The sequence below is a fragment of the Leeuwenhoekiella marinoflava DSM 3653 genome, assembly GCF_900129005.1.
Lineage (GTDB): Bacteria > Bacteroidota > Bacteroidia > Flavobacteriales > Flavobacteriaceae > Leeuwenhoekiella > Leeuwenhoekiella marinoflava.
Window position 1 is genome coordinate 229,202 of the sequence record NZ_FQUN01000006.1, and the last position, 21,665, is coordinate 250,866.

Annotated in this window: 9 protein-coding genes; all 9 read left to right on the forward strand. The window is 38.3% G+C overall.

Translation table 11 applies throughout. The features are described 5' to 3' along the window. Position 1 precedes the first annotated feature (1 nt). Genes BUB91_RS05760 through BUB91_RS05800 form a run of 9 tightly spaced genes read left to right on the forward strand, consistent with a single transcriptional unit; the run spans position 2 to position 21,664 of the window. The gene (locus BUB91_RS05760; protein ID WP_073098140.1) at positions 2 to 2,788 is read left to right on the forward strand and encodes an alpha-L-rhamnosidase; all 2,787 of its coding nucleotides are present in this window, start codon (positions 2 to 4) and stop codon (positions 2,786 to 2,788) included. Positions 2,789 to 2,792: 4 nt separating this feature from the next. Next, entirely contained in the window at positions 2,793 to 4,232 is a 1,440-nt protein-coding gene (locus BUB91_RS05765; RefSeq protein ID WP_073098143.1) for an alpha/beta hydrolase, read from the forward strand. Then, on the forward strand, positions 4,216 to 6,693 hold the full coding sequence (locus BUB91_RS05770; RefSeq protein ID WP_083557849.1) for a glycoside hydrolase family 95 protein: 2,478 nt from the start codon (positions 4,216 to 4,218) through the stop codon (positions 6,691 to 6,693). The genes BUB91_RS05765 and BUB91_RS05770 overlap by 17 nt, the downstream gene beginning before the upstream one ends. A gap of 12 nt (positions 6,694 to 6,705) precedes the next feature. Further along, positions 6,706 to 8,268, forward strand: a complete 1,563-nt coding sequence (locus BUB91_RS05775; RefSeq protein WP_073098145.1) for an MGH1-like glycoside hydrolase domain-containing protein — start codon at positions 6,706 to 6,708, stop codon at positions 8,266 to 8,268. A gap of 6 nt (positions 8,269 to 8,274) precedes the next feature. Then, positions 8,275 to 11,025 carry an alpha-L-rhamnosidase gene (locus tag BUB91_RS05780; RefSeq protein WP_073098147.1) on the forward strand — a complete coding sequence of 917 codons (2,751 nt, stop codon included), beginning with the start codon at positions 8,275 to 8,277 and terminating at the stop codon, positions 11,023 to 11,025. A gap of 21 nt (positions 11,026 to 11,046) precedes the next feature. Continuing rightward, positions 11,047 to 12,981, forward strand: coding sequence for an exo-alpha-sialidase (locus tag BUB91_RS21250; RefSeq protein ID WP_073098149.1), 1,935 nt, complete (start codon positions 11,047 to 11,049; stop codon positions 12,979 to 12,981). A 17-nt stretch (positions 12,982 to 12,998) separates the two neighbouring features. Further along, positions 12,999 to 15,671 carry an alpha-d-galacturonidase gene (locus tag BUB91_RS05790; protein WP_073098151.1) on the forward strand — a complete coding sequence of 891 codons (2,673 nt, stop codon included), beginning with the start codon at positions 12,999 to 13,001 and terminating at the stop codon, positions 15,669 to 15,671. A 2-nt stretch (positions 15,672 to 15,673) separates the two neighbouring features. Further along, complete coding sequence (locus tag BUB91_RS05795; protein WP_073098153.1) at positions 15,674 to 19,207, forward strand: malectin domain-containing carbohydrate-binding protein; 3,534 nt, start codon at positions 15,674 to 15,676, stop codon at positions 19,205 to 19,207. Positions 19,208 to 19,213: 6 nt separating this feature from the next. Continuing rightward, a complete protein-coding gene (locus tag BUB91_RS05800) occupies positions 19,214 to 21,664 on the forward strand; it encodes a glycoside hydrolase family 2 TIM barrel-domain containing protein (protein WP_073098155.1) in 2,451 nt (816 codons plus the stop codon). Position 21,665: the final 1 nt, after the last annotated feature.

A 21,665-nucleotide genomic window follows, 5' to 3' on the forward strand; every position in this document is an offset into this window, starting at 1 on the left:
TTTGAATTTATTAAAAAACATACTACTTGCTTTTATTTTCTCCTTGGGATTTAATTCTAACGGCCAGACACCTGCTACAGATTTAATCTGTGAGTTTAAGAAAAATCCGGTTGCCGTTACAAATGCGAATCCCAGATTAGGATGGAAGATATTTTCAGAAAAAAATGATGTTTCTCAAACTGCTTATCACATTCTTGTAGCCAGTACCCCTCAAAAACTAACTGTTGAAGATGCTGACTTTTGGAACAGTTCTAAAATAAATTCAGATCAAAGTCAGCTTATTTTCTATAGCGGCAAGCCTTTAAAACCCGGAAGCAACTATTACTGGAAGGTAAAAGTTTGGGATCAGGATAAAAAAGCATCTCAATGGAGCGAAGTTAATTCGTTTAGAATAGCACCTGATGAAAAGCAATTGCAGCCGGTTTGGATAGGAGCAATTACTAAAGAAGATAGTCATCTGCCGGAAGGAAGAAATTTTCATACTGCCACTTATAAAAAGGAGAAAAAGGAAGCAATGATTGCTGCTACTGATTCTTTAGCACGACGTAGTATTATGCTTAGAAAAGTTTTTAAGGTGTCTAAAAAGATCACGGAAGCTGTTGTTTATATTTCCGGTTTGGGGCATTATGAACTTACTATAAATGGAAGCAAAATAGGAACTAGTGCGTTTGCACCACTTTGGACAGATTATGATAAATCGGTTAATTACAATAGTTATGAGTTAGATAGTGATGCATTAAATAAAGGAGAGAATGCTATTGGCGTTGTTTTAGGAAATGGAATGTACAACATGATAGCAGAGCGCTATTCTAAATTCTTTGTGAGTTTTGGACCGCCTACGTTGTTTTTCAATATGAAGATCACCTATAGCGATGGAACCAGTGAAGTTATAAAATCTGACTCATCCTGGAAATACGAGAAAAGTCCTATAAGCTTTAACAGTATTTTTGGTGGAGAGGATTATGATGCTAATTTAGAGCAACCGGGATGGGATCAACCTAATTTCAATGCTGAAAACTGGAAAGACGCAATTATTCAGGAAGCACCAAAGGGAAAATTGCAAGCGCAGGTAACACCACCGGTGATCATTCAGAAAGAATTTAGTGTAAAAGAAGTAAATGAGATTGAGCCAAATACGTTTGTGTTTAATATGGGGCAAAATCTTTCCGGCTTTCCAACCATTCAGGTTAAGGGTAAAAAAGGACAAAAAATACGTCTTTGGGTTGGTGAAGTTTTAAATGAAGACGGTCGTATACGTCAGGGACGCAGCGGGAAACCTTATTATTTTGACTATACTTTAAAAGGAAATGGTATAGAAGAGTGGCAGCCCAGATTTAGCTATTACGGGTATCAATATATAGAAATTGAACAAATTAACTACAAGGAAGCAGTAGATGCTAAACTTCCTACACTTTTAAACATAACATCAAATTTTATTTATAATGATTCAGGAGAATCAGGATTTTTTGAGTCTTCTAATCCTATTTTTAATAAAGCGCATGAACTGATCAATAATGCTATAAAAAGCAATTTTCAAGCAGTTTTAACCGATTGCCCACATCGGGAAAAATTAGGTTGGCTTGAAGAAGCGCATCTCAACGGACCGGGATTGATTTTCAATTACAATATGCAAAAGTACATTCCCGGTATTATGCAAAATATTAAAGATGCCCAGCGGGAAAATGGTTTGATCCCTAATATAGCTCCTGAATATGTGATTTTTGGCGGTGATTTTACAGATTCACCAGAATGGGGTGTTACAGGTATTGTATTGCCTTGGATGTATTATGAATATTATGGAGATTCTTCTCTTTTAGAAAAATACTATCCGGTGATGAAGAAGTATGTAGACTATCTTACTTCTAAGTCTGAAAATCACATACTTTCTTATGGTTTGGGGGATTGGTATGATTATGGAGATCACGCCGCAGGATATTCTAAAAACAGTCCGATAGCTCTGTCTGCTACTAGCCATTATTATTTTGGAGCGGATTTATTGGCTAAAGCTGCAAAACTTTTAAATAAAGAGGAAGATTCACAGACTTATGAAAAGTTGAGCAACACCATAAAAAAGGCATTCAATACTGAATTTTTTAATTCGGAAACAAAACAATATGGTACTTCAAGTCAATTCAGCAATGCGGTACCTGTTTTTATGGACATCGTTGAGCCGGAATACAAAGCTGAAGTGATGCAAAATCTAGTCGATGATATCAAGGCACGAGGTTATAGATTGACCACCGGAGACGTAGGAAACCGGTATCTGTTTCAAGCATTGGCACGTAATGGTGAAAATGAAACGATGTATAAAATGAACAATCATTATGATACGCCGGGTTATGGTTTTCAGATAAAATTTGGCTTGACTACGTTGACTGAACAATGGGATCCCAGGAAAGGAAATAGCTGGAATCATTTTATGATGGGTCAAATAGAAGAATGGTTTTACCGAAGTCTTGCAGGTATTGTACCTGATCCTGAGCATCCCGGGTTTAAGCACTTCTTCATACAACCGGAACTTGTAGGCGATTTGAATTTTGTAAAAGCCAGTTATAATTCTATTTATGGGACTATAATTTCAGAATGGGAAAAGAGTGAGAAAACCACAACATTTAAATTAGAAATCCCTGCAAATACGAGTGCTCGTATTAAGCTACCTATAGATTCAACTAACAAGATTCTTATAAACGGAAAACCATATAAAAGACAGAGCAGGATGGAAAGCAATTCTAAAAGTTTCAACTTTAAACTGGCATCTGGTAAATACATTATCACAACTTCTAATTGAGCATATGATAAACCTAAAATTTACAATACATCAATTCCTCCTAACGGTATCGATATCGTTAGGGTTGGGGTTTACTGTAATTGCTCAACAGACATCAGATACCAAGTTTAAAAAACCGGTTACAGAAACGATTCAGAAGATTGAAAGCCTTTTTGATATTGAAGTTATAGATGACAGAAAGTTGCTAGAAGATAAAGAACTTGATTATGCAGATTGGCGTATAGAACAGGGAAATCTAGAAGTTTCTTTGACAAACGTTTTGCTTCCATTTAATCTCACGTATTTTAAACAGGCAGATGGCACGTATCAAATCAGAAAATTTGAACACCATAAAATCTCAATAGATAAAGCTGAAAACAAGCTTGCTTTTTTAGCAAAAAACTATTCCACATTAGCAGAATGGAAAACCCGAAAAGCTTCGCTTAAAACATGTATGCGTGAAACTTTTGGTTTAAATAATGCTCCAAAAACTCCCGATTCAAAACCTATTCTCACAAAGAAACGAAACTACAAAGGATACAGCGTAGAAAATATAGGGATTGAAATTCTTCCCGGTGTTTACGCTACAGGATCTGTTTATAAACCATATCCATTAAAACAGAAAGCAGCGGTTATCATCACTCCAAATGGTCATTTTCTGGATGGTCGTTATCGCAAAGATGAACAGATACGCTGTGCTATGTTAGCTAAAATGGGAGCTGTCGTAATCAATTACGATTTGTTTGCCTGGGGAGAGTCTGAGTTACAATTTCCTGTGGAAAATCATCAAAACAGTATCGCATCTACTGTTCAGGTTTTAACCGGAATACGTCTTTTAGATTATGCACTGAAGTTAAAATACGCAGATCCAGAGCGAGTTGGTGTCACAGGCGGTTCTGGTGGCGGGTCTCATACGATGTTTTTGGCTGCTATTGATGACCGGGTAAAAGTATCAGTTCCTGTGGTTATGGTTTCTTCACACTTTTCAGGTGGTTGTCCCTGTGAAAGCGGGCGTGGAATTCATCTTTGTGGAAAAGGCACCAATAATGCCGAGATAGCTGCTTTGGCAGCGCCAAAACCCCAATTGATAATTTCTGATGGTGAAGATTGGACGTATACTGTCCCGGAACTGGAATTTCCTTTTATTCAAAATAGTTATGGTTTTTACGGTAAAAGGGAATTGGTAGAAAATGCTCATTTTCCGAAAGAAGGTCATGATTACGGATACTCAAAACGAATGGCGATGTACCCGTTTATGGCTAAATATTTAGATCTGGATTTAAAAGTGGTAAAGGATTTTAACGGAAAGATCGATGAGTCTGAGGTTATAATTGAAGACAAAGAAGCGTTTTTGGTTTTTGGTAAATCTGGAAAGAAATTACCTAACAATGCACTAAAAAATATTGATCGTTTATATGAGATGTTCGGAGAGAAAAACCAAAAAAATAATGATGTTGAAAATTAAGATTAACTACATATATCGAATTGCATTATGCTTTTTTGCGTTTCAAAATCTTTTGGCGCAAGAAAGTACAGGTCTTAAATTATGGTACAACGAGCCTGCTGAGATTTGGAATGAGGCTTTGCCATTGGGCAATGGTAGGTTAGGAGCGATGGTCTTTGGTGATCCTGCTGTAGAACGCTTGCAACTTAATGAAGAGACCATTTGGGCCGGCTCTCCTAACAGCAATTCGCATGATGAAGCGCTACCGGTGCTTCCTAAAGTGCGCCAACTCATTTTTGAAGGCAACTACGCAGAAGCTCAAGAGCTCGCGACAGAAAAAATCATGTCTCAGACTAATAACGGGATGCCGTATCAAACCTTTGGTAGTGTTTATATTTCTTTTCCTGGACATCAGGATTACACCAATTATTATCGTGATTTAGATATCAACGATGCAATAGCTAAAGTTCACTATGATGTAAATGGAATTACTTACACGCGAGAAATTCTTACAGCTTTTAAGGATCAGGTTATTGCCCTAAAACTTTCAGCAAGTCAGCCGGGAGCTATAACCTGTAATGTATTTATGAATAGTCCTTTTGACAAAACCCTTACAGCAACTGAAAAGAACGAGGTTTCCCTGTCAGGAACAACAAGCACCTGGGAAGATCAGAAAGGTCGCGTGAAGTTTATGGGAAGAATGGAAGCAAAGAACGAAGGTGGGAAACTAGCAGTCAAGAATGGAATTATAAGTATTGAAAATGCAGATTCGGCAACACTGTATATTTCAATAGCAACCAATTTTAAAAACTATCAGGAGTTAACCGAAGATCAAGAAGCAAAAAGCAAGTCGTATTTAAACAATGCAACTTTAAAAGATTTTGAAACTATAAAAGCTGATCATACTGCATATTACAAAAGCTTTTTTGACCGGGTATCTTTGGACTTAGGAATCACGGAAGCTGCCAAAGAAACAACAGATGAGCGTATTCAAAAATTTTCTGAACAATATGACCCACAATTGGCTGCTCTTTATTTTCAGTTCGGACGTTATTTATTAATCTCCAGTTCTCAACCCGGTGGGCAACCTGCAAACCTTCAGGGAATTTGGAATGATATGCTTTTTCCGCCTTGGGAGAGTAAATACACGATGAACATTAATGCAGAGATGAATTATTGGCCAGCAGAGCTTACCAACCTTTCTGAAATGCATGAACCATTCATTCAAATGGCAAAAGAATTAAGCATAACCGGCCACGAGACAGCCAAGCAAATGTATGATGCAGCTGGTTGGGTATTGCATCACAATACAGATATTTGGAGAATTACCGGTCCTGTAGATTATGCAGCTTCTGGGATGTGGCCTACAGGGAGTGCTTGGGTTTCTCAGGATTTATGGGAACGTTATTTGTATATTGGAGATCAGGAATATTTAAAAGAAATCTATCCGATTATTAAAGGAGCTGCGACCTTCTTTTTAGACTTTATGATAACCGACCCAGAATCTGGTTATTTAGTAGTTACACCTTCCAGTTCGCCTGAAAATACACATGCTGCAGAAGATGGGAAATCTACAATCGCCGCAGGTACAACAATGGATAATCAGTTGGTTTTTGATTTATTTACCAATACGATTCGTGCGACCCATATTTTAAATGAGGATAAGGCTTTCGCTGAAAAACTTCAAAATACACTGGCTAAAATGTCGCCTATGCGAATAGGAAAACACAGTCAGTTGCAAGAATGGATGCAGGATTGGGATGACCCTGAAGATCATCACAGGCACGTTTCTCATTTATACGGTTTGTTTCCAAGCAATCAGATTTCTCCTTCTAAGACCCCAAAATTATTTGAAGCTGCTAAAAACTCATTGAATTACAGAGGCGATGAATCTACCGGCTGGTCTATGGGCTGGAAGGTTAATCTTTGGGCGCGTTTACAGGATGGCAATCACGCATATAAATTATTACAAGATCAATTGAGTCTGGTTTTACCGGATCAGAGAAAAGGCGGAGGAACGTATCCCAATATGCTAGATGCACACCAACCGTTTCAGATTGATGGTAACTTTGGTTGTACTGCAGGGATCGCAGAAATGTTGATGCAAAGTCACGAAGGAGCCATTCAGCTATTACCCGCATTACCAGATGTATGGAGTGATGGTGCGATTACAGGTCTAATTGCCAGAGGAGGATATGAGATAGACCTAAGCTGGAAAAAGAACAAGATTTCAGAATTAAAGATAAAAGCGAGGTACGATGGTAATTGCAGAATACGATCAAAAACCAGTTTAAAGGCAAGCAATGGTAAAAGTCTGAAACGCGCAAAAGGGTCAAATCCCAATTCATTTTTTTACGACGTGAAGGTGAAAGCGCCTATTATTTCAGCAGAAGCGAATCTTGATAAAGTAAAAAAACCTCGTTATTACGAGTATGATGTACCTGTAAAAGCCGGAGAAACCTATACGTTTTATGGTAACTAAATTATAGTGGTGATGAAATTCAAAATACAATCAATATTAATTATTCTTTGCATCAGTACATTTTTGAGTAGTAGTAAAACAGTTGTTTTAGCTCAAAATCAAAAGAACTCCGCAGTACTGAATGCAACTGATTTTAAGCATTATGTGGACTATTTCAATACCATGGAGGATGAAAATATTGCTAAAGCGATTCCTAATGAAAAGTCCTGGGAATGGATGGAGCAAAATATTCCATTGTTTGAATGTCCACAGCAAAATTTTGAGGAGATCTATTACTACAGGTGGTGGACTGCCCGCAAACACATTACAAATACTCCACAGGGATTTGCGATAACCGAATTTCTGGTAGAGCGTTCGTATGCAGATGAATACAATATGATTAGTTGTGCGTTGGGTCATCATATTAATGAGTTTCGCTGGTTGCACAACCCTGAATATATAGAGCAGGATGTGCATTTATGGTACAGAGGAAATGAAGGCGGGCGTATGAAAAAACTGAGAACCTTTAGTAGCTGGACGGCAGATGCGTTATATAGCAGATATCTGGTGAATAAAGATGAAGACTTTTTATTGGATATGTATCCTGATCTGGTTGATGAATATGCAGCTTGGGAAGGCGACAGAAAGCGCCCCGATGGTCTATTCTGGCAAAACGATGTAAAAGACGGGATGGAAGAATCGTTAAGTGGTGGGAGGAGAGTTCGCAACGCACGCCCCACGATTAACAGCTATATGTACGGTAACGCCCAAGCATTGGCCAAAATGGCAAACCTTAAAAATGACCAGACAAAGGCTAAATATTTTAAAGCTAAAGCAGATACCCTGCAACAACTTGTAGAAGGTAAATTGTGGAATGCAAAAGATGCATTTTTTGAAACTTTTACCGAGAAAGATACTTCTGCACATGTGCGTGAAGCTGTTGGGTTTATCCCGTGGTATTTCAATTTACCGGAAGCGAATAAAGGATTTGAAAAAGCCTGGGAACAATTGAATGATGAAGAAGGATTTTGTGCTCCATTCGGAACAACAACGGCTGAGATGAGAAGTCCGCGATTTAGAAGTCATGGAACAGGAACCTGCGAATGGGACGGTGCAGTTTGGCCTTTTGCTACTTCGCAAACCTTGACAGCACTTGGTAATGTATTGAACAATTACACTCAAAACGTGGTAAATAATGCAGATTATTTTAGAGAACTCAACAAGTATGTAGAATCTCAATATTATAGAGGTAGACCCTATATCGGTGAATACCTTGATGAATCTACAGGTTATTGGTTAATGGGAGATCGCGAGCGTAGCCGGTATTATAACCATTCTACATTTAATGATTTGATCATTACCGGTCTCGTAGGTTTACGCCCTAGGGCTGATGATAAAATTGAAGTAAATCCGCTTATTCCGCAGGAAAAATGGGATTGGTTCTGTTTAGATAATGTCTTGTATCACGGCGATATACTTACGATTCTTTGGGATAAAACCGGTAAAAAGTACAATAGGGGCAAAGGATTTAAAGTTTTTAGAAATGGAAACGAGATTGCTTCCGCAGAACAATTAGAACGCATACTTACAAAGTAACAATCAATGATAAAGAGAACGATTATAAGAGTTATCGCACTGTTTTTTACAAGCTTGATTTTTGCACAAAGCGAAATTGAAGTTGTTGATCTGCAATGCGAAATGCTTAAAAACCCTCTAGGAATTGATGTATTAGATCCAAGATTAAGCTGGAGGTTTAAAACTTCAGCACCCAATATAGAGCAGCAGGCTTATCAGATTCTTGTTGCATCAAGTCCAGCTCAATTAGCTGCTAACGAAGCTGATTTGTGGGATAGTGGTAAAGTGCAAAGCGCTGAATCTTTAAATGTTTTTTACAGCGGAAAAGAGCTGGATAGCAAACAGGAAGCTTACTGGAAAGTAAAGACATGGACCAATGAAGGAGAAACTACCTGGAGTGAACCTGCGTATTGGAGTATGGGAATTCTAACCTATGCCGAATGGAAGTCTACGCGGTGGATTGGTTACAATCAATTGTTTCCGGGAGACAGCTTGAGTCAGTTTTCAAAACTTGCAGCACGGTATATCCGCAAAAATATTGCTTTAGAAAAGCCCATAAAAGACGCCAAAGTTTACATTATGGGAATGGGACTTTACGAGCTTTATATAAATGGTCAAAAGATAGGTGATCAGGTTTTAGCACCAGTTCCTACCGATTATACAAAGAATGTGAAGTACAATGTTTTTAATGTAACTGATGAATTAAGCGTGGGCAGAAATACAATCGGTTCCATTTTAGGAAACGGGAGATTTTTTGCCATGCGCCAGGAATATAAGCCGTATAAAATTAAAAGTTTTGGCTTTCCCAAGATGGCTCTACAATTAGTAATTAGATATACAGATGGAAGTTCAGAAACAATTAAAACAGACGAGAGTTGGAAATTTACAGCAGATGGCCCAATCAGAGCTAATAACGAATACGATGGTGAGATTTATGATGCTCGTAAAGAAATTCCCAATTGGAACGAGGTAGCTTTCGATGATTCTGCGTGGAAAAATCTAACCTGGGTCCAGGAACCCGGTGGTTTTTATGAAGGACAAATGACACCTAATATGAAAGTCAAAGATACAGTGACTCCTATTAGCATAAAAGCTACAAAGTCTGGTTCCTATATTTTAGATATGGGACAAAATATGGTGGGTTGGCTTCAGCTTAGAGTAAAGGGAACTAGAGGAGATGCGATAACAATGAAGTTTGCAGAGTCTCTAAAAGAAGATGGTACTTTATATACCGCAAATCTTAGAGATGCCCGTGCTACAGACACCTATATTTTAAGTGGAAATGGAACTGAAATCTGGGAGCCTAAGTTTGTGTATCACGGTTTCCGTTTTGTTGAAATTACTGGTTTGTCATCTAAACCTAAACTCACCGATTTTATAGGTAAAGTGGTTTATGATGACCTGGAAACTGTTGGTTCTTTTGAATCTTCAGACGAGACGATGAATCAAATATTTGAGAATGCGTATTGGGGAATTCGAGGAAATTATAAAGGCATGCCTATTGATTGTCCGCAGCGTAACGAGCGACAACCTTGGCTTGGAGATAGAACTACGGGTGCTTATGGAGAGAGTTTTTTGTTTGACAACCAGACTTTATACGCTAAATGGTTAGACGATATCAAATATTCACAAACCCAGGATGGTGGTATCCCAGATGTTGCACCTGCTTTTTGGAGGTATTATGGTGACGGCGTAACCTGGCAGGGAACCTACATAACTGTAGCAGATATGTTGTACCAGCAATATGGTGATGTCACTAGTATAAAAAAGCATTATCCCTATATGAAGAAGTGGATATTGTACATGGAATCTAATTACTTAAAGAATGATCTTATAGCAAAAGATAAATACGGAGACTGGTGTGTACCACCAGAGTCGCTTGAAATCATACGGTCACAAGATCCATCGCGCTTGACAGATGGTGAAGTGTTATCAAGCGCTTTCTATTACCATTTATTAAAATTAATGGAAAAATTTTCCGGAGTGATCGATGCGAATCCTGAGGATATCACGTATTATCAAAATCTTTCTGAGAGGGTTAAGGATGCATTTAACACTAAGTTTTTAGATAAAAACAAATTAGTTTATGCTAACAATACAGTAACCGCAAATGTACTTCCGCTTGCTTTTGGGATGGTTCCTAAAGAATTTGAGCAAGACGTTTTTAAGAATATGACTCACGAAATTGAGGTAACAAAAAACAGTCACATCAGTACAGGTGTTGTGGGAACTCAGTTTTTGATGCGCACACTTACCGAATTTGGAAGAGGGGACTTGGCGTATACACTGGCATCCAATAAAACCTATCCCAGTTGGGGATATATGGCAGAAAATGGTGCTACTACAATTTGGGAATTATGGAATGGAAACACAGCAGATCCTGAAATGAATTCTCAGAATCATGTGATGCTTCTAGGGGATTTGATGATTTGGTATTTTGAAAATATGGCAGGCATTAAATCTGATCCAGAGCACCCCGCTTTTAAGAAAGTAATCATGAAGCCTGATTTTAATACCGGATTAAAATTTGTAAATGCTTCTTACAAATCCGGCTACGGGGAGATAAAAAGTAATTGGAAGCGTGACAAGAAAAAGTTAAGCTGGGAAATAAGCATTCCGCCTAATTCTTCAGCTAAGATTTACGTGCCTGCTTCAAAAAATTCCGAAGTGAAAATCAATAAACAACCTCTAGATCATCTGGCAACAACTATTGTAAAGCAAGAAGATTCTCTTGTGTTTGAATTGCCATCAGGAGATTACAGCATCCTTGTAAATTAACGAACCTATTAAAAAATAGATATGAAAACAGTTTGTAAATTTTTGATTTTAGTGTTTGTAGTTGTGCTGAGCGGCTGCAAGAATGATCAAAAAGCACAAGTGCCAAAACCGGAAATCGCTTTAACAGATAAGACCTGGAAAGAGGGGATTGTTACTGAAGAATACATTTATAAAACAGCACCCTATCCTTCTGCTCACGCGGCAACTCTTGCAGAAACGACTTCTGGAGATTTAATAGCTGCTTGGTTTGGTGGCACGAATGAGCGAGATCCAGATGTGGGAATCTGGGTAAGTAAACGGAAAAATGGACAATGGACAGAAGGAGTTGAAGTCGCAAACGGAGTTGTAAATGACACGTTGCGATATCCTAGCTGGAATCCGGTTTTGTATCAAATACCTGACGGAGATTTGATGTTGTTTTATAAAGTTGGTCCGCATCCTTCAACCTGGTGGGGTATGTTGATACGTTCTTCAGATGGCGGGGAAACCTGGTCTGAATCCGAAGAACTTCCGGAAGGTTATCTGGGACCTATTAAAAACAAACCGGTTTTATTAGAAAACGGAAAGCTTGTATTACCCTCAAGCGTCGAAGGTAATGGATGGAATTTAAGAATGGAATCTACATCTGATTTTGGAGAAACTTGGAATACGACAGACACTATTCCGGAAGGAGATCAAGCAATTCAAGCGATTCAACCCAGTGTTTTGATTCATGAAAATGGAAAATTACAAGCCCTAGGTCGCACAAAAAACAGCGCACTATTTTCAACCTGGTCTGAAGATAATGGAGAAACCTGGTCAGAACTTGATTTACTGGATATACCGAATAACAATTCAGGTACAGATGCTGTAACCTTATCAGACGGCAGACATGCATTGATTTATAATCATGTTTTACCTGAAGATGGTGCGTATAAAAGCTATAGATCTCCACTCAATATCGCAATATCAGACGATGGGATCAATTGGGAAGCCGCTTTGGTTTTAGAAGATTCAAGAATAAGTCAGTATTCCTATCCTGCAATTATTCAAGGATCAGACGGAATGTTGCATTGTGTATATACGTGGAGACGGCAACGCATTAAATATGTAAAAATTGATCCTGATAAACTGGTCACATTTCCTATTGAAAACGGGGAATGGCCGGGTCCTACAAAAGAGCGTTACCAAGTGGGCGTTTGTGACTGGATGATTCTAAAAAGACAAAAACTAAGTGCTTTTAAAGTGGCATCAACTATTGATGCAGACGGTATTGAATTAGATATGGGAGGTCTGGGGAATCGCGAAACTTTTGACAGCAAATTAGGAGATCCTGAAGAACTTAAAAAGTTTTTAGACGCCTCAGATTCTACAGGAGTCGGTATAAGTTCCATAGCAATGTCTGGTTTTTATGCACAGTCTTTTGCAGAACGACCAACGTATCAGAAAATGGTGAATGACTGTATTGAGACTATGAAAAATATGAACGTCTCGATCGCGTATTTACCTTTAGGAACCGAAAGTGATTTAATCAAGCATCCTGAATTAAGACCTGCTGTTATAGAACGTTTAAGATGGGCAGGGGAACAAGTCAATAAAATTGATGGGGTCATTGCAATTGAAACTTCTTTGGATGCTTCGGAGGAAAAAAAGCTTCTTAAAGAAATAGGTAATCGAAATATCAAAATCTCTTTCAATTTTGCAAATGCGGTAGATAATGGTAGAGATATTTCGAAAGAATTGAAAATCTTAGGGAGAGATAATATCGCACAAATACACGCTTCTACTACAGATGGCGTATGGCTTGAGAATAATAAAGACCTTGATCTGCCTGAAATAAAACAGACTCTTGACAAGATGCACTGGAAGGGTTGGTTGCTCGTAGAACGTTCTCGAGACACCTCAATGGTGCGTGATGTAAAAGGTAATTATGGCGCTAATGTGGCGTATTTAAAGAACGTCTTTAAAGAAAACTAAATCGAAAAATTCATTTAATGAAATATTTGAGTTTACTACTTGTTGTATTTACACTGTCTTGCAGTTCAAAAAATGAGATTACTATTGTAAGTGATCAGGAATCACCAAGAATCAATTTTGGGATTCAAAAACTTACCGATGCTCTAAATGCTGAAGATTATGAAGTAAGTATTTCTGCGGAAAAACCCGATCAGGAAAACTTTATTTTAATTGCAGAAGAATCTGATTCACTGGAGAAGGAAGGTTTTGAAATTAAAACAGCGGATAAGAATATTACTATTTCGGGAGCAGATGCTTCAGGAACCTTATACGGTATTCTAGAACTAACAGATCAAATTGAAAAAACAGGAACAATCCCTGAATCACTCAATATAACAGACAGTCCGGAAATGGTTTTAAGAGGAACCTGCATCGGACTTCAAAAAACTACGTATTTAGAAGGTCGGGGTGTTTATGAATATCCCTATACACCAGAAAATTTTCCGTGGTTTTATGATAAGGAATTATGGATTGAGTATCTGGATATGATGGTTGATAACCGTTTGAATTCGCTTTATCTCTGGAACGGGCATCCTTTTGCTTCGCTGGTTAAATTAGATGATTATCCTTTTGCTGTCGAGGTGAGCGATGAAGATTTTAAAAAGAATGAAGAAATATTCAGGTTTGTAACTGAAGAAGCAGACAAGCGCGGAATCTGGGTTATACAGATGTTTTACAACATCATTGTTTCTAAACCTTTTGCAGAACATTACGGTATAGAAACTCAAGACAGATCCCGGCCGATCACTCCGGTTATTGCAGATTATACGCGTAAATCAATTGCTGCTTTTGTAGAGAAATATCCTAATGTGGGACTTTTGGTAGCATTAGGAGAAGCTATGAATACTATAGATGATGATGTAGCATGGTTTACCAAAACGATTATTCCGGGAGTTCAAGACGGGTTAAAAGCTATTGGCAGCACCGAAGAACCTCCCATTATTTTAAGGGCTCATGATACCGATGCGCCTTTGGTTATGGAGAAAGCACTTCCGCTTTATAAAAACCTCTATACCACTCATAAATACAATGGCGAGTCGCTTACGACATACCAACCCAGAGGTCCCTGGTCCGAAATTCATAAAAAGCTCAGTTCACTGGGATCAACTCATATTTCAAACGTACATATTCTGGCAAATCTTGAACCGTTTAGATACGGATCGCCAGATTTTATACAGAGGAGTGTACAGGCAATGCACGAGGTTCACGGTGCTAATGCGCTGCATTTATACCCGCAAACTTCGTATTGGGATTGGCCGTATGCACCAGACAAAACAGAACCGCGTTTGCTGGAAATGGATCGGGATTGGATCTGGTATAAGGCGTGGTCGCGTTATGCGTGGGAAAGCAACAGAGATCGAAAGGATGAAATTGATTTCTGGAGTACCCAACTCGCTGATAAATATGGAACAGATCAAGAGTCTGGTTCTCAGATATTGAAAGCCTATGAAGAAGCGGGAGAGATTGCTCCTAAAACCTTACGTCGCTTTGGTATTACTGAAGGGAACCGCCAGACCTTGCTTCTGGGAATGTTTGAAAGCCAGCTGGTAAATCCCTATAAATGGCGGGTATATCCCGGTTTTTATGAATCCTGTGGTCCGGTAGGTGAAATTTTAATTGATTATGCAAAAAAAGAATGGGAAAATCAGCCTCACGTGGGGGAAACTCCCGTTCAGATTATAGATGAAATTGTGGCTCACGGAAAAAAAGCTGTAGAAGCAATAGATAAAGCCCAAAGCGCGGTGTTTGAAGATCAGGAAGAATTTAAAAGGCTTCAGAATGATGTATATTGCTATAATGCCTTTGCTAATTTTTTCTCAGAAAAAGTAAAAGCGGCACTTTTAGTTTTGCGCTACAGTTATTCGAATGAAATTTCAGATTTAGATAACGCACTTCCGCATCTGGAACAAAGTTTAGCGTATTACGAGAAACTTGTAGATCTAACCAAAGATTCGTATTTGTATGCAAACAGTATGCAGACGGCACAACGCAGAATTCCGATAGGAGGCGATGATGGAAATAATAAAACCTGGCAAGAGTTATTGCCACATTACGAGCGGGAACTGGCGAATTTTAAACGAAATATTGAGCGTTTAAAAGCTTCTAAGAATGGAAAAATAGATCGAGTGGAAGGAAAACCATGGCAACCTGCTGAAGTTGAGCTGTTGTCTGATAATCAAGGTTCTTATAACTTAAATTCAGGTACTCAAATTTACAGTACTGAAGGTGCTGTTTTAGAAAAAATAGCTCCGGAATTACGACAATTAAAGGGACTAAAATTTAAAGCAAGTTCTCAGAATACTCAGGGGACTAAAATTCAGTTTAAAAACGATAGACCGGTAAAACTTGTGGTAGGTTATTTTAACACCGATCAGAAACGGTTTTTGTTTCCGCCCAGTTTAGAAACCAATGCAGCTGGAAATATACATGGAGAAGCAGAAGTGATTCTTGCTAATGCTATTACCTTAAAAGATTTACCACGGGTAAATATTCACACCTATCTCTATGAACCCGGGGAACATACACTTTCATTAGGAAAGGGTAGGGTATTGCTCTTAGGTTTTATCGATGCCAACGAGGCAGAAACGTCTCGCGATGTGGGCTATGTTGGTAAAGGTGATAAAGAAGCTGTGGACTGGTTATTTTATTAAAGATGAATAACGTTTGCTCCATTTTTTGTGTCTTGTCTTTAGTTCTATTTTCTTGTAAAAAAGAAAGTGAGGATACTAACGTGCGTAAGCAAATAACATTAGATTCCGGCTGGAATACGGTTATGTTAGATAGCCTTCCGAAAAGTGAAAATGAGTTTGTTAGGAATATTGAAACAGATTCCAGCTGGAAATCCGTTTCTGTGCCACACAATTGGGATCAGTATTACGGATACCGTAGAATGTCTCACGGTAATTTACACGGTACAGCCTGGTATCAGAAAACCCTTGAGTTAGACTCTGAAAATAAAGGGAAGCAGCATTTCCTATTTTTTGAAGGGGTAGGTTCTTATGCCACGGTTTGGGTTAATGGTATAGAAGTAGGTGGTCATAAAGGAGGAAGAACCACGTTCACAATAAATATAACAGATGCGATTGACTTTGATAAAACAAATTCAATTGTTGTAAAAGCAGCTCATCCTTCGTTTATAGCAGATCTGCCCTGGGTTTGCGGTGGCTGTTCCGGAGAATGGGGTTTTTCTGAAGGCTCACAACCCTTGGGTATTTTTAGACCGGTTTCTCTGGTTGTCACTCATGCTATTCGTATTGAACCTTTTGGAGTACATATTTGGAATGCTGCTGAAACAGCTAAAGAAAAAGCCGTATTAAATACAACTACTGAAATTCAGAATTATGGGAACTCTTCAAAAGCAATTACCGTAGTTAATATTCTGAGAGATCAAGAAGGAAAGCAGGTTGCGAAAATTGAGTCGGAACTAGTGTCTTTTACTGGTTCCAAAGAAATTGATCAACAATTTCCGGAATTTAAAAATCCAAAACTTTGGTCTCCTGAAAATCCATATCTGTACGAGTTGCAAACACAAGTTTTTCAAGATGGTAAACTCATAGACGAACTCAAAACACCTTATGGAATACGTTGGATAAGTTGGCCGTTAAACCGTGATAATGATGATAATCGGTTTTATTTGAATGACGCTCCTGTTTTCATTAATGGAACCTGTGAATATGAACATGAAATCGGAAAAAGTCATTCTTTTTCTGATGCTCAAATTAAAACCAGAATCTCTCAGATTAAAGCTGCGGGTTTTAATGCCTTTCGAGAAGCGCATCAACCGCATAATTTAAAATACCAGGAATTATTGGATGAAGAAGGAATTCTTTTTTGGAGTCAGTTTTCTGCGCATATCTGGTACGACACACCAGAGTTCAAAGAAAATTTTAAAACCCTTTTACGCGAATGGATTAAAGAACGCCGAAACAATCCTTCAGTTGTGATGTGGGGATTGCAAAATGAAAGCACCATTCCTAAAGAATTTGCGGAGGAGTGTACCCAAATTATTCGAGAGATGGATCCAACAACCTCCTCTCAACGTATTGTAACAACCTGTAACGGCGGTAAAGGTACAGATTGGAATGTAATCCAAAACTGGTCCGGGACCTATGGTGGTGATCCTTATAACTATTCCGAAGAATTATCAGAACAGCTTTTAAATGGGGAATATGGTGCCTGGAGAACAGCAGACTTACATACGGAAGGCGAATTTGACCAAGATGGAGCATTAAGTGAAGATCGTTTTGCTCAATTGATGGAAATCAAAGTGCGTGAGGCAGAAGCGGTGAATGACAAAGTCGCAGGGCAATTCAATTGGTTATTTGCTTCTCATGAAAATCCCGGAAGGACTCAAAACGGGGAAGGCTATCGAGAAATAGATAAAGTAGGACCCGTTAATTATAAAGGCTTATTTACCATCTGGGGCGAACCTTTAGACGCGTATTATATGTATCGCGCTAATTACGTCTCAAAAGGAACCAGTCCAATGGTCTATATCGTTTCGCATAGCTGGCCCAACAGGTGGGAAAAATCCGATATAAAAGATGGAATAACAGTTTATTCCAATTGTGATGAAGTCGAGTTATTTAATGATGTAAACGACCGTTCACTGGGTAAGCTTAAAAACCCCGGTCGCGGAAAACATTTTCAGTTTGATGACGTAGCTATTCAATACAATGTTTTGTATGCTGTAGGTTATGTAGATGGCAAGCCCGTAGCGAAAGATCATATCGTTTTAAACACGTTACCACAAGCTCCGGGATTACAATCTTTAAAAGAAAAGAATACTGATATCCTCAAAGGAGGTTCAGAATACCATTATGTATATCGGGTAAATAGTGGAGGAGCAGCCTATACCGATTCACATGGTAATATATGGTCTGCTGATATTCATAAAACGAATAAATCTAATTATGGCTCTTATTCGTGGACTGACGATTTTGAACAATTACCTGTATTTTATGCCAGTCAGCGCCGGACATTTGATCCGATAAAAGGGACAATAGACTGGGAGCTTTTTCAAAAATTCAGATATGGGGCTGATAAATTAGAATACGAATTTGAAGTAGAAGACGGCGAGTATCTTGTTGAGCTGTATTTCACCGAGCCCTGGTATGGTACCGGTGGTGGGATGGATTGTGAAGGCTGGCGGGTTTTTGATGTAGCTATAAATGATAAAAAGGTATTGAAAGATCTGGATATCTGGAAAGAAGTTGGTCATGATACAGCATTAAAAAAGACAGTTACTGCTATCAGTAAAAATGGAAAAATCAGCATTTCGTTTCCAAGAGCGACTTCAGGCCAGGCAATAATTTCTGCGATAGCCATTGCGAGTAAAAATAAAAATGTAGAAACAAAGCTTTCAGCAAAGCCAATGTTGCATGTTAAAGCCAACGATACTCTTACGACTTCGACCTGGTTAGATCAAAACAGCAAACAATACTTAGATACTGCTATTCGGTTTACAAAACTTCCTTCAGCTTTATATGGTGCAGATTACATACGTTTCCGGGAAGCTGTGAATACTGATTTTTCCGGAGAATTAATTTTAGATAATTCTGCTACCGTTTATGTTTTTTATGATGCTCAAAGTACTAAAAAACCAGTTTGGTTAAAGGGGTTTGAGAAGCTTGAAGAAGAGGTGAAAAATACTTCCGGAAAGGCTTTCGATGTGTATTCTAAAGAATTTAAAAAAGGTGATTCATTTCATTTTTCAGGAAAAGACATAGATCCGAATACCGCGATGTTTACGCTTGCACATGTTCCGTCTTATAATTTTGAAACTGAAGATAATTCCCGAACGATTATCAAATTAGAAGCAGAGGAGACAACTACAACGGGTGAAGGAATTGAAAAAGCTTTTTTCAAAAAAAGCGATTATATCCAATTTACCAAAGCGACCTCAAACAGCATCACGTTTGAAGTCAATCCCGGCGTTGCGAATAGCTATTTATTGCGCTATCGCTTTATGAATATGAATACAAATCCGGTTAACGCACAGTTGACGATTGAGGATGCAAACGGGATTAAAGTCACGAATCAAACAATCGCATTTCCGCCAGCAGGCGAAAAGTGGAAAATTTTAAATACTACTTCAGGAGGCTTTATTAACGCCGGAACTTACAAAATCACGCTTCAAGGATCTGATTTAAAAGGACTACGCATTGAATCTTTTGAATTTCAATAAAACATTATGATTAAGAGCATTTTTTATCGATTCATACTGAGTAGCTTTTGTTTGCTTTTGCTTGTTTCATGCAACACTTCCGAAGCGGAAAATCGTATTGTTGAAGATTTTAATTTTGAATGGCAATTTCATTTAGGAGATACTGCTAATGCTCAGAATATTGGTTTTAATACTCAAAGTTGGCGGAGTTTAAACCTGCCACACGATTGGAGTATTGAAGGATCTTTTAGCGAAGAACATCCAACAAAACCGGAAGGTGGAGCATTACCGGCAGGAATTGGTTGGTATCGTAAAACGTTTTCTTTACCAAAGGAATGGAAAGACAAGTCTGTCGCTATTGAGTTTGATGGTGTTTACAGAAATAGCGAAGTATGGATTAATGGGGAATACTTGGGTAAACGTCCTAATGGGTACATTTCATTCGCTTATGAATTAACCAAACATTTAAATTATGGAACTGAAACAAATATAATAGCTGTAAGAGTAGATAATTCTGCTCAGCCAAACTCCAGATGGTATACCGGTTCCGGGATCTATAGAAATGTGCGTCTTGTAGCTACCGAAAAATTACATGTTGCGCATTGGGGAACTTTTGTTAAAACACCACAGGTTTCAAAAGAGCAGGCCGAGGTGGAGTTAGCAGTGAAGCTTCAGAATGATTCAGAAGCTGAGAAAGTCTATCGCGTCATCTCCCGTATTTTAAATTCAGAACAACAAGAAGTTGCTACAATTACTTCCGAAGAAAGAAGCATTCAAGCTAAAAGTACAGACAGTATTGCTGGCGTTACCAGAGTTAACCAACCGCAATTATGGAGTATAGAAAATCCACATCTTTATAGCATTGTCACTACAATTTATGAGAATGACAAAGCTGTAGACCAGTATAAAACTCCTTTAGGAATTCGTTTTTTTGATTTTAAAGCAGAAACCGGGTTTACGCTTAACGGCGTTTCTACAAAAATTTTAGGGGTGTGTTTGCATCATGATAATGGTGCTTTAGGCGCGGTGGCTAATAGATACGCGATAAAACGCAAGCTTAGCATTCTAAAGGACATGGGTGTAAATGGAATCAGAACTGCTCACAATCCACCTTCTCTTGAGTTATTGCAATTATGTGATGAAATGGGTTTTATTGTTCAGGATGAAGCCTTTGATGTTTGGAAAAAGAAAAAAGTAGCAGCAGATTATCATACCGATTGGGCAGATTGGTATAAAAAAGATTTACAGGATTTAGTTAAGCGCGACCGCAACCATCCTTCGGTATTTATGTGGAGTATAGGTAATGAGATCAGAGAGCAGTTTGACAGTACCGGTATTGCTATAACAAAAGAGCTTGTGGGGCTTGTGAAAGAGCTTGATAAAACCAGACCGGTAACCTGTGCGTTGACTGAAAATATTCCTGAGAAAAATTTTATTTACCAGTCTGGCGCTTTAGACCTATTAGGTTTTAACTACAAACACGAAGATTATAAATCATTTCCCAATCGTTTTAAAGGTGAAAAAATCATCGCGTCAGAGACTATGTCTGCTCTAGCTACACGAGGTCATTATGATCTTCCGGCAGCTGAGGTAAAAAGATGGCCACCGGCACATCATGCTCCTTTTGACGGAAATGAAGATTATACCGTTTCTGCTTACGACATGGTTTCAGCCTATTGGGGTTCAACACATGAAGAAACCTGGAAAGAGGTTAAAAAGCTTGATTTTATTGCCGGTTTGTTTATCTGGACGGGCTTCGATTATTTGGGTGAACCTATCCCGTATCCCTATCCTGCGCGCAGTTCTTATTTCGGAATTGTAGATTTAGCTGGCTTTCCTAAAGATGTGTATTATATGTATCAAAGTGAATGGACAACTAAACCTGTTCTGCATCTATTTCCGCATTGGAATTGGGATGAGGGACAAGAAGTTGACGTTTGGGCATATTATAATAATGCGGATGAAGTTGAACTTTTTTTAAATGGAAAATCATTAGGCAGCAAATCTAAAAACGGAGATGATTTACATATTTCCTGGAAAGTAGATTATGTCCCCGGAATTCTAAAAGCAGTTTCCAGTAAAAATGGAAAAGTCGTTTTGGAAAAAGAAATAAAAACAGCCGGAGCACCTGCACAAATTAAGTTAACCCCAGATAAAAAAGCAATCTCAGATGATGGCTATGATCTAATTTATGTTACGGTTGAGGTTTTAGATGAAAACGGAAATTTGACACCCAAGTCAAATAATCAAATCAATTTTAGTATCGAAGGAGGTGGAAGTATTGTAGGAGTTGATAATGGATATCAAGCCAACTTAAACTCCTTTAAAGACAAGAGCTGTCAAGTATACAATGGGAAGTGTATTGTAATTATACAATCTAATCGTTTTGAGAATCTAATCACTCTTAAAGCATCCTCTCCAAAGCTTCAAAGTGAATTACTTAATATTGCAGTAGAACCAATAGAAAAAAAGGAATAAT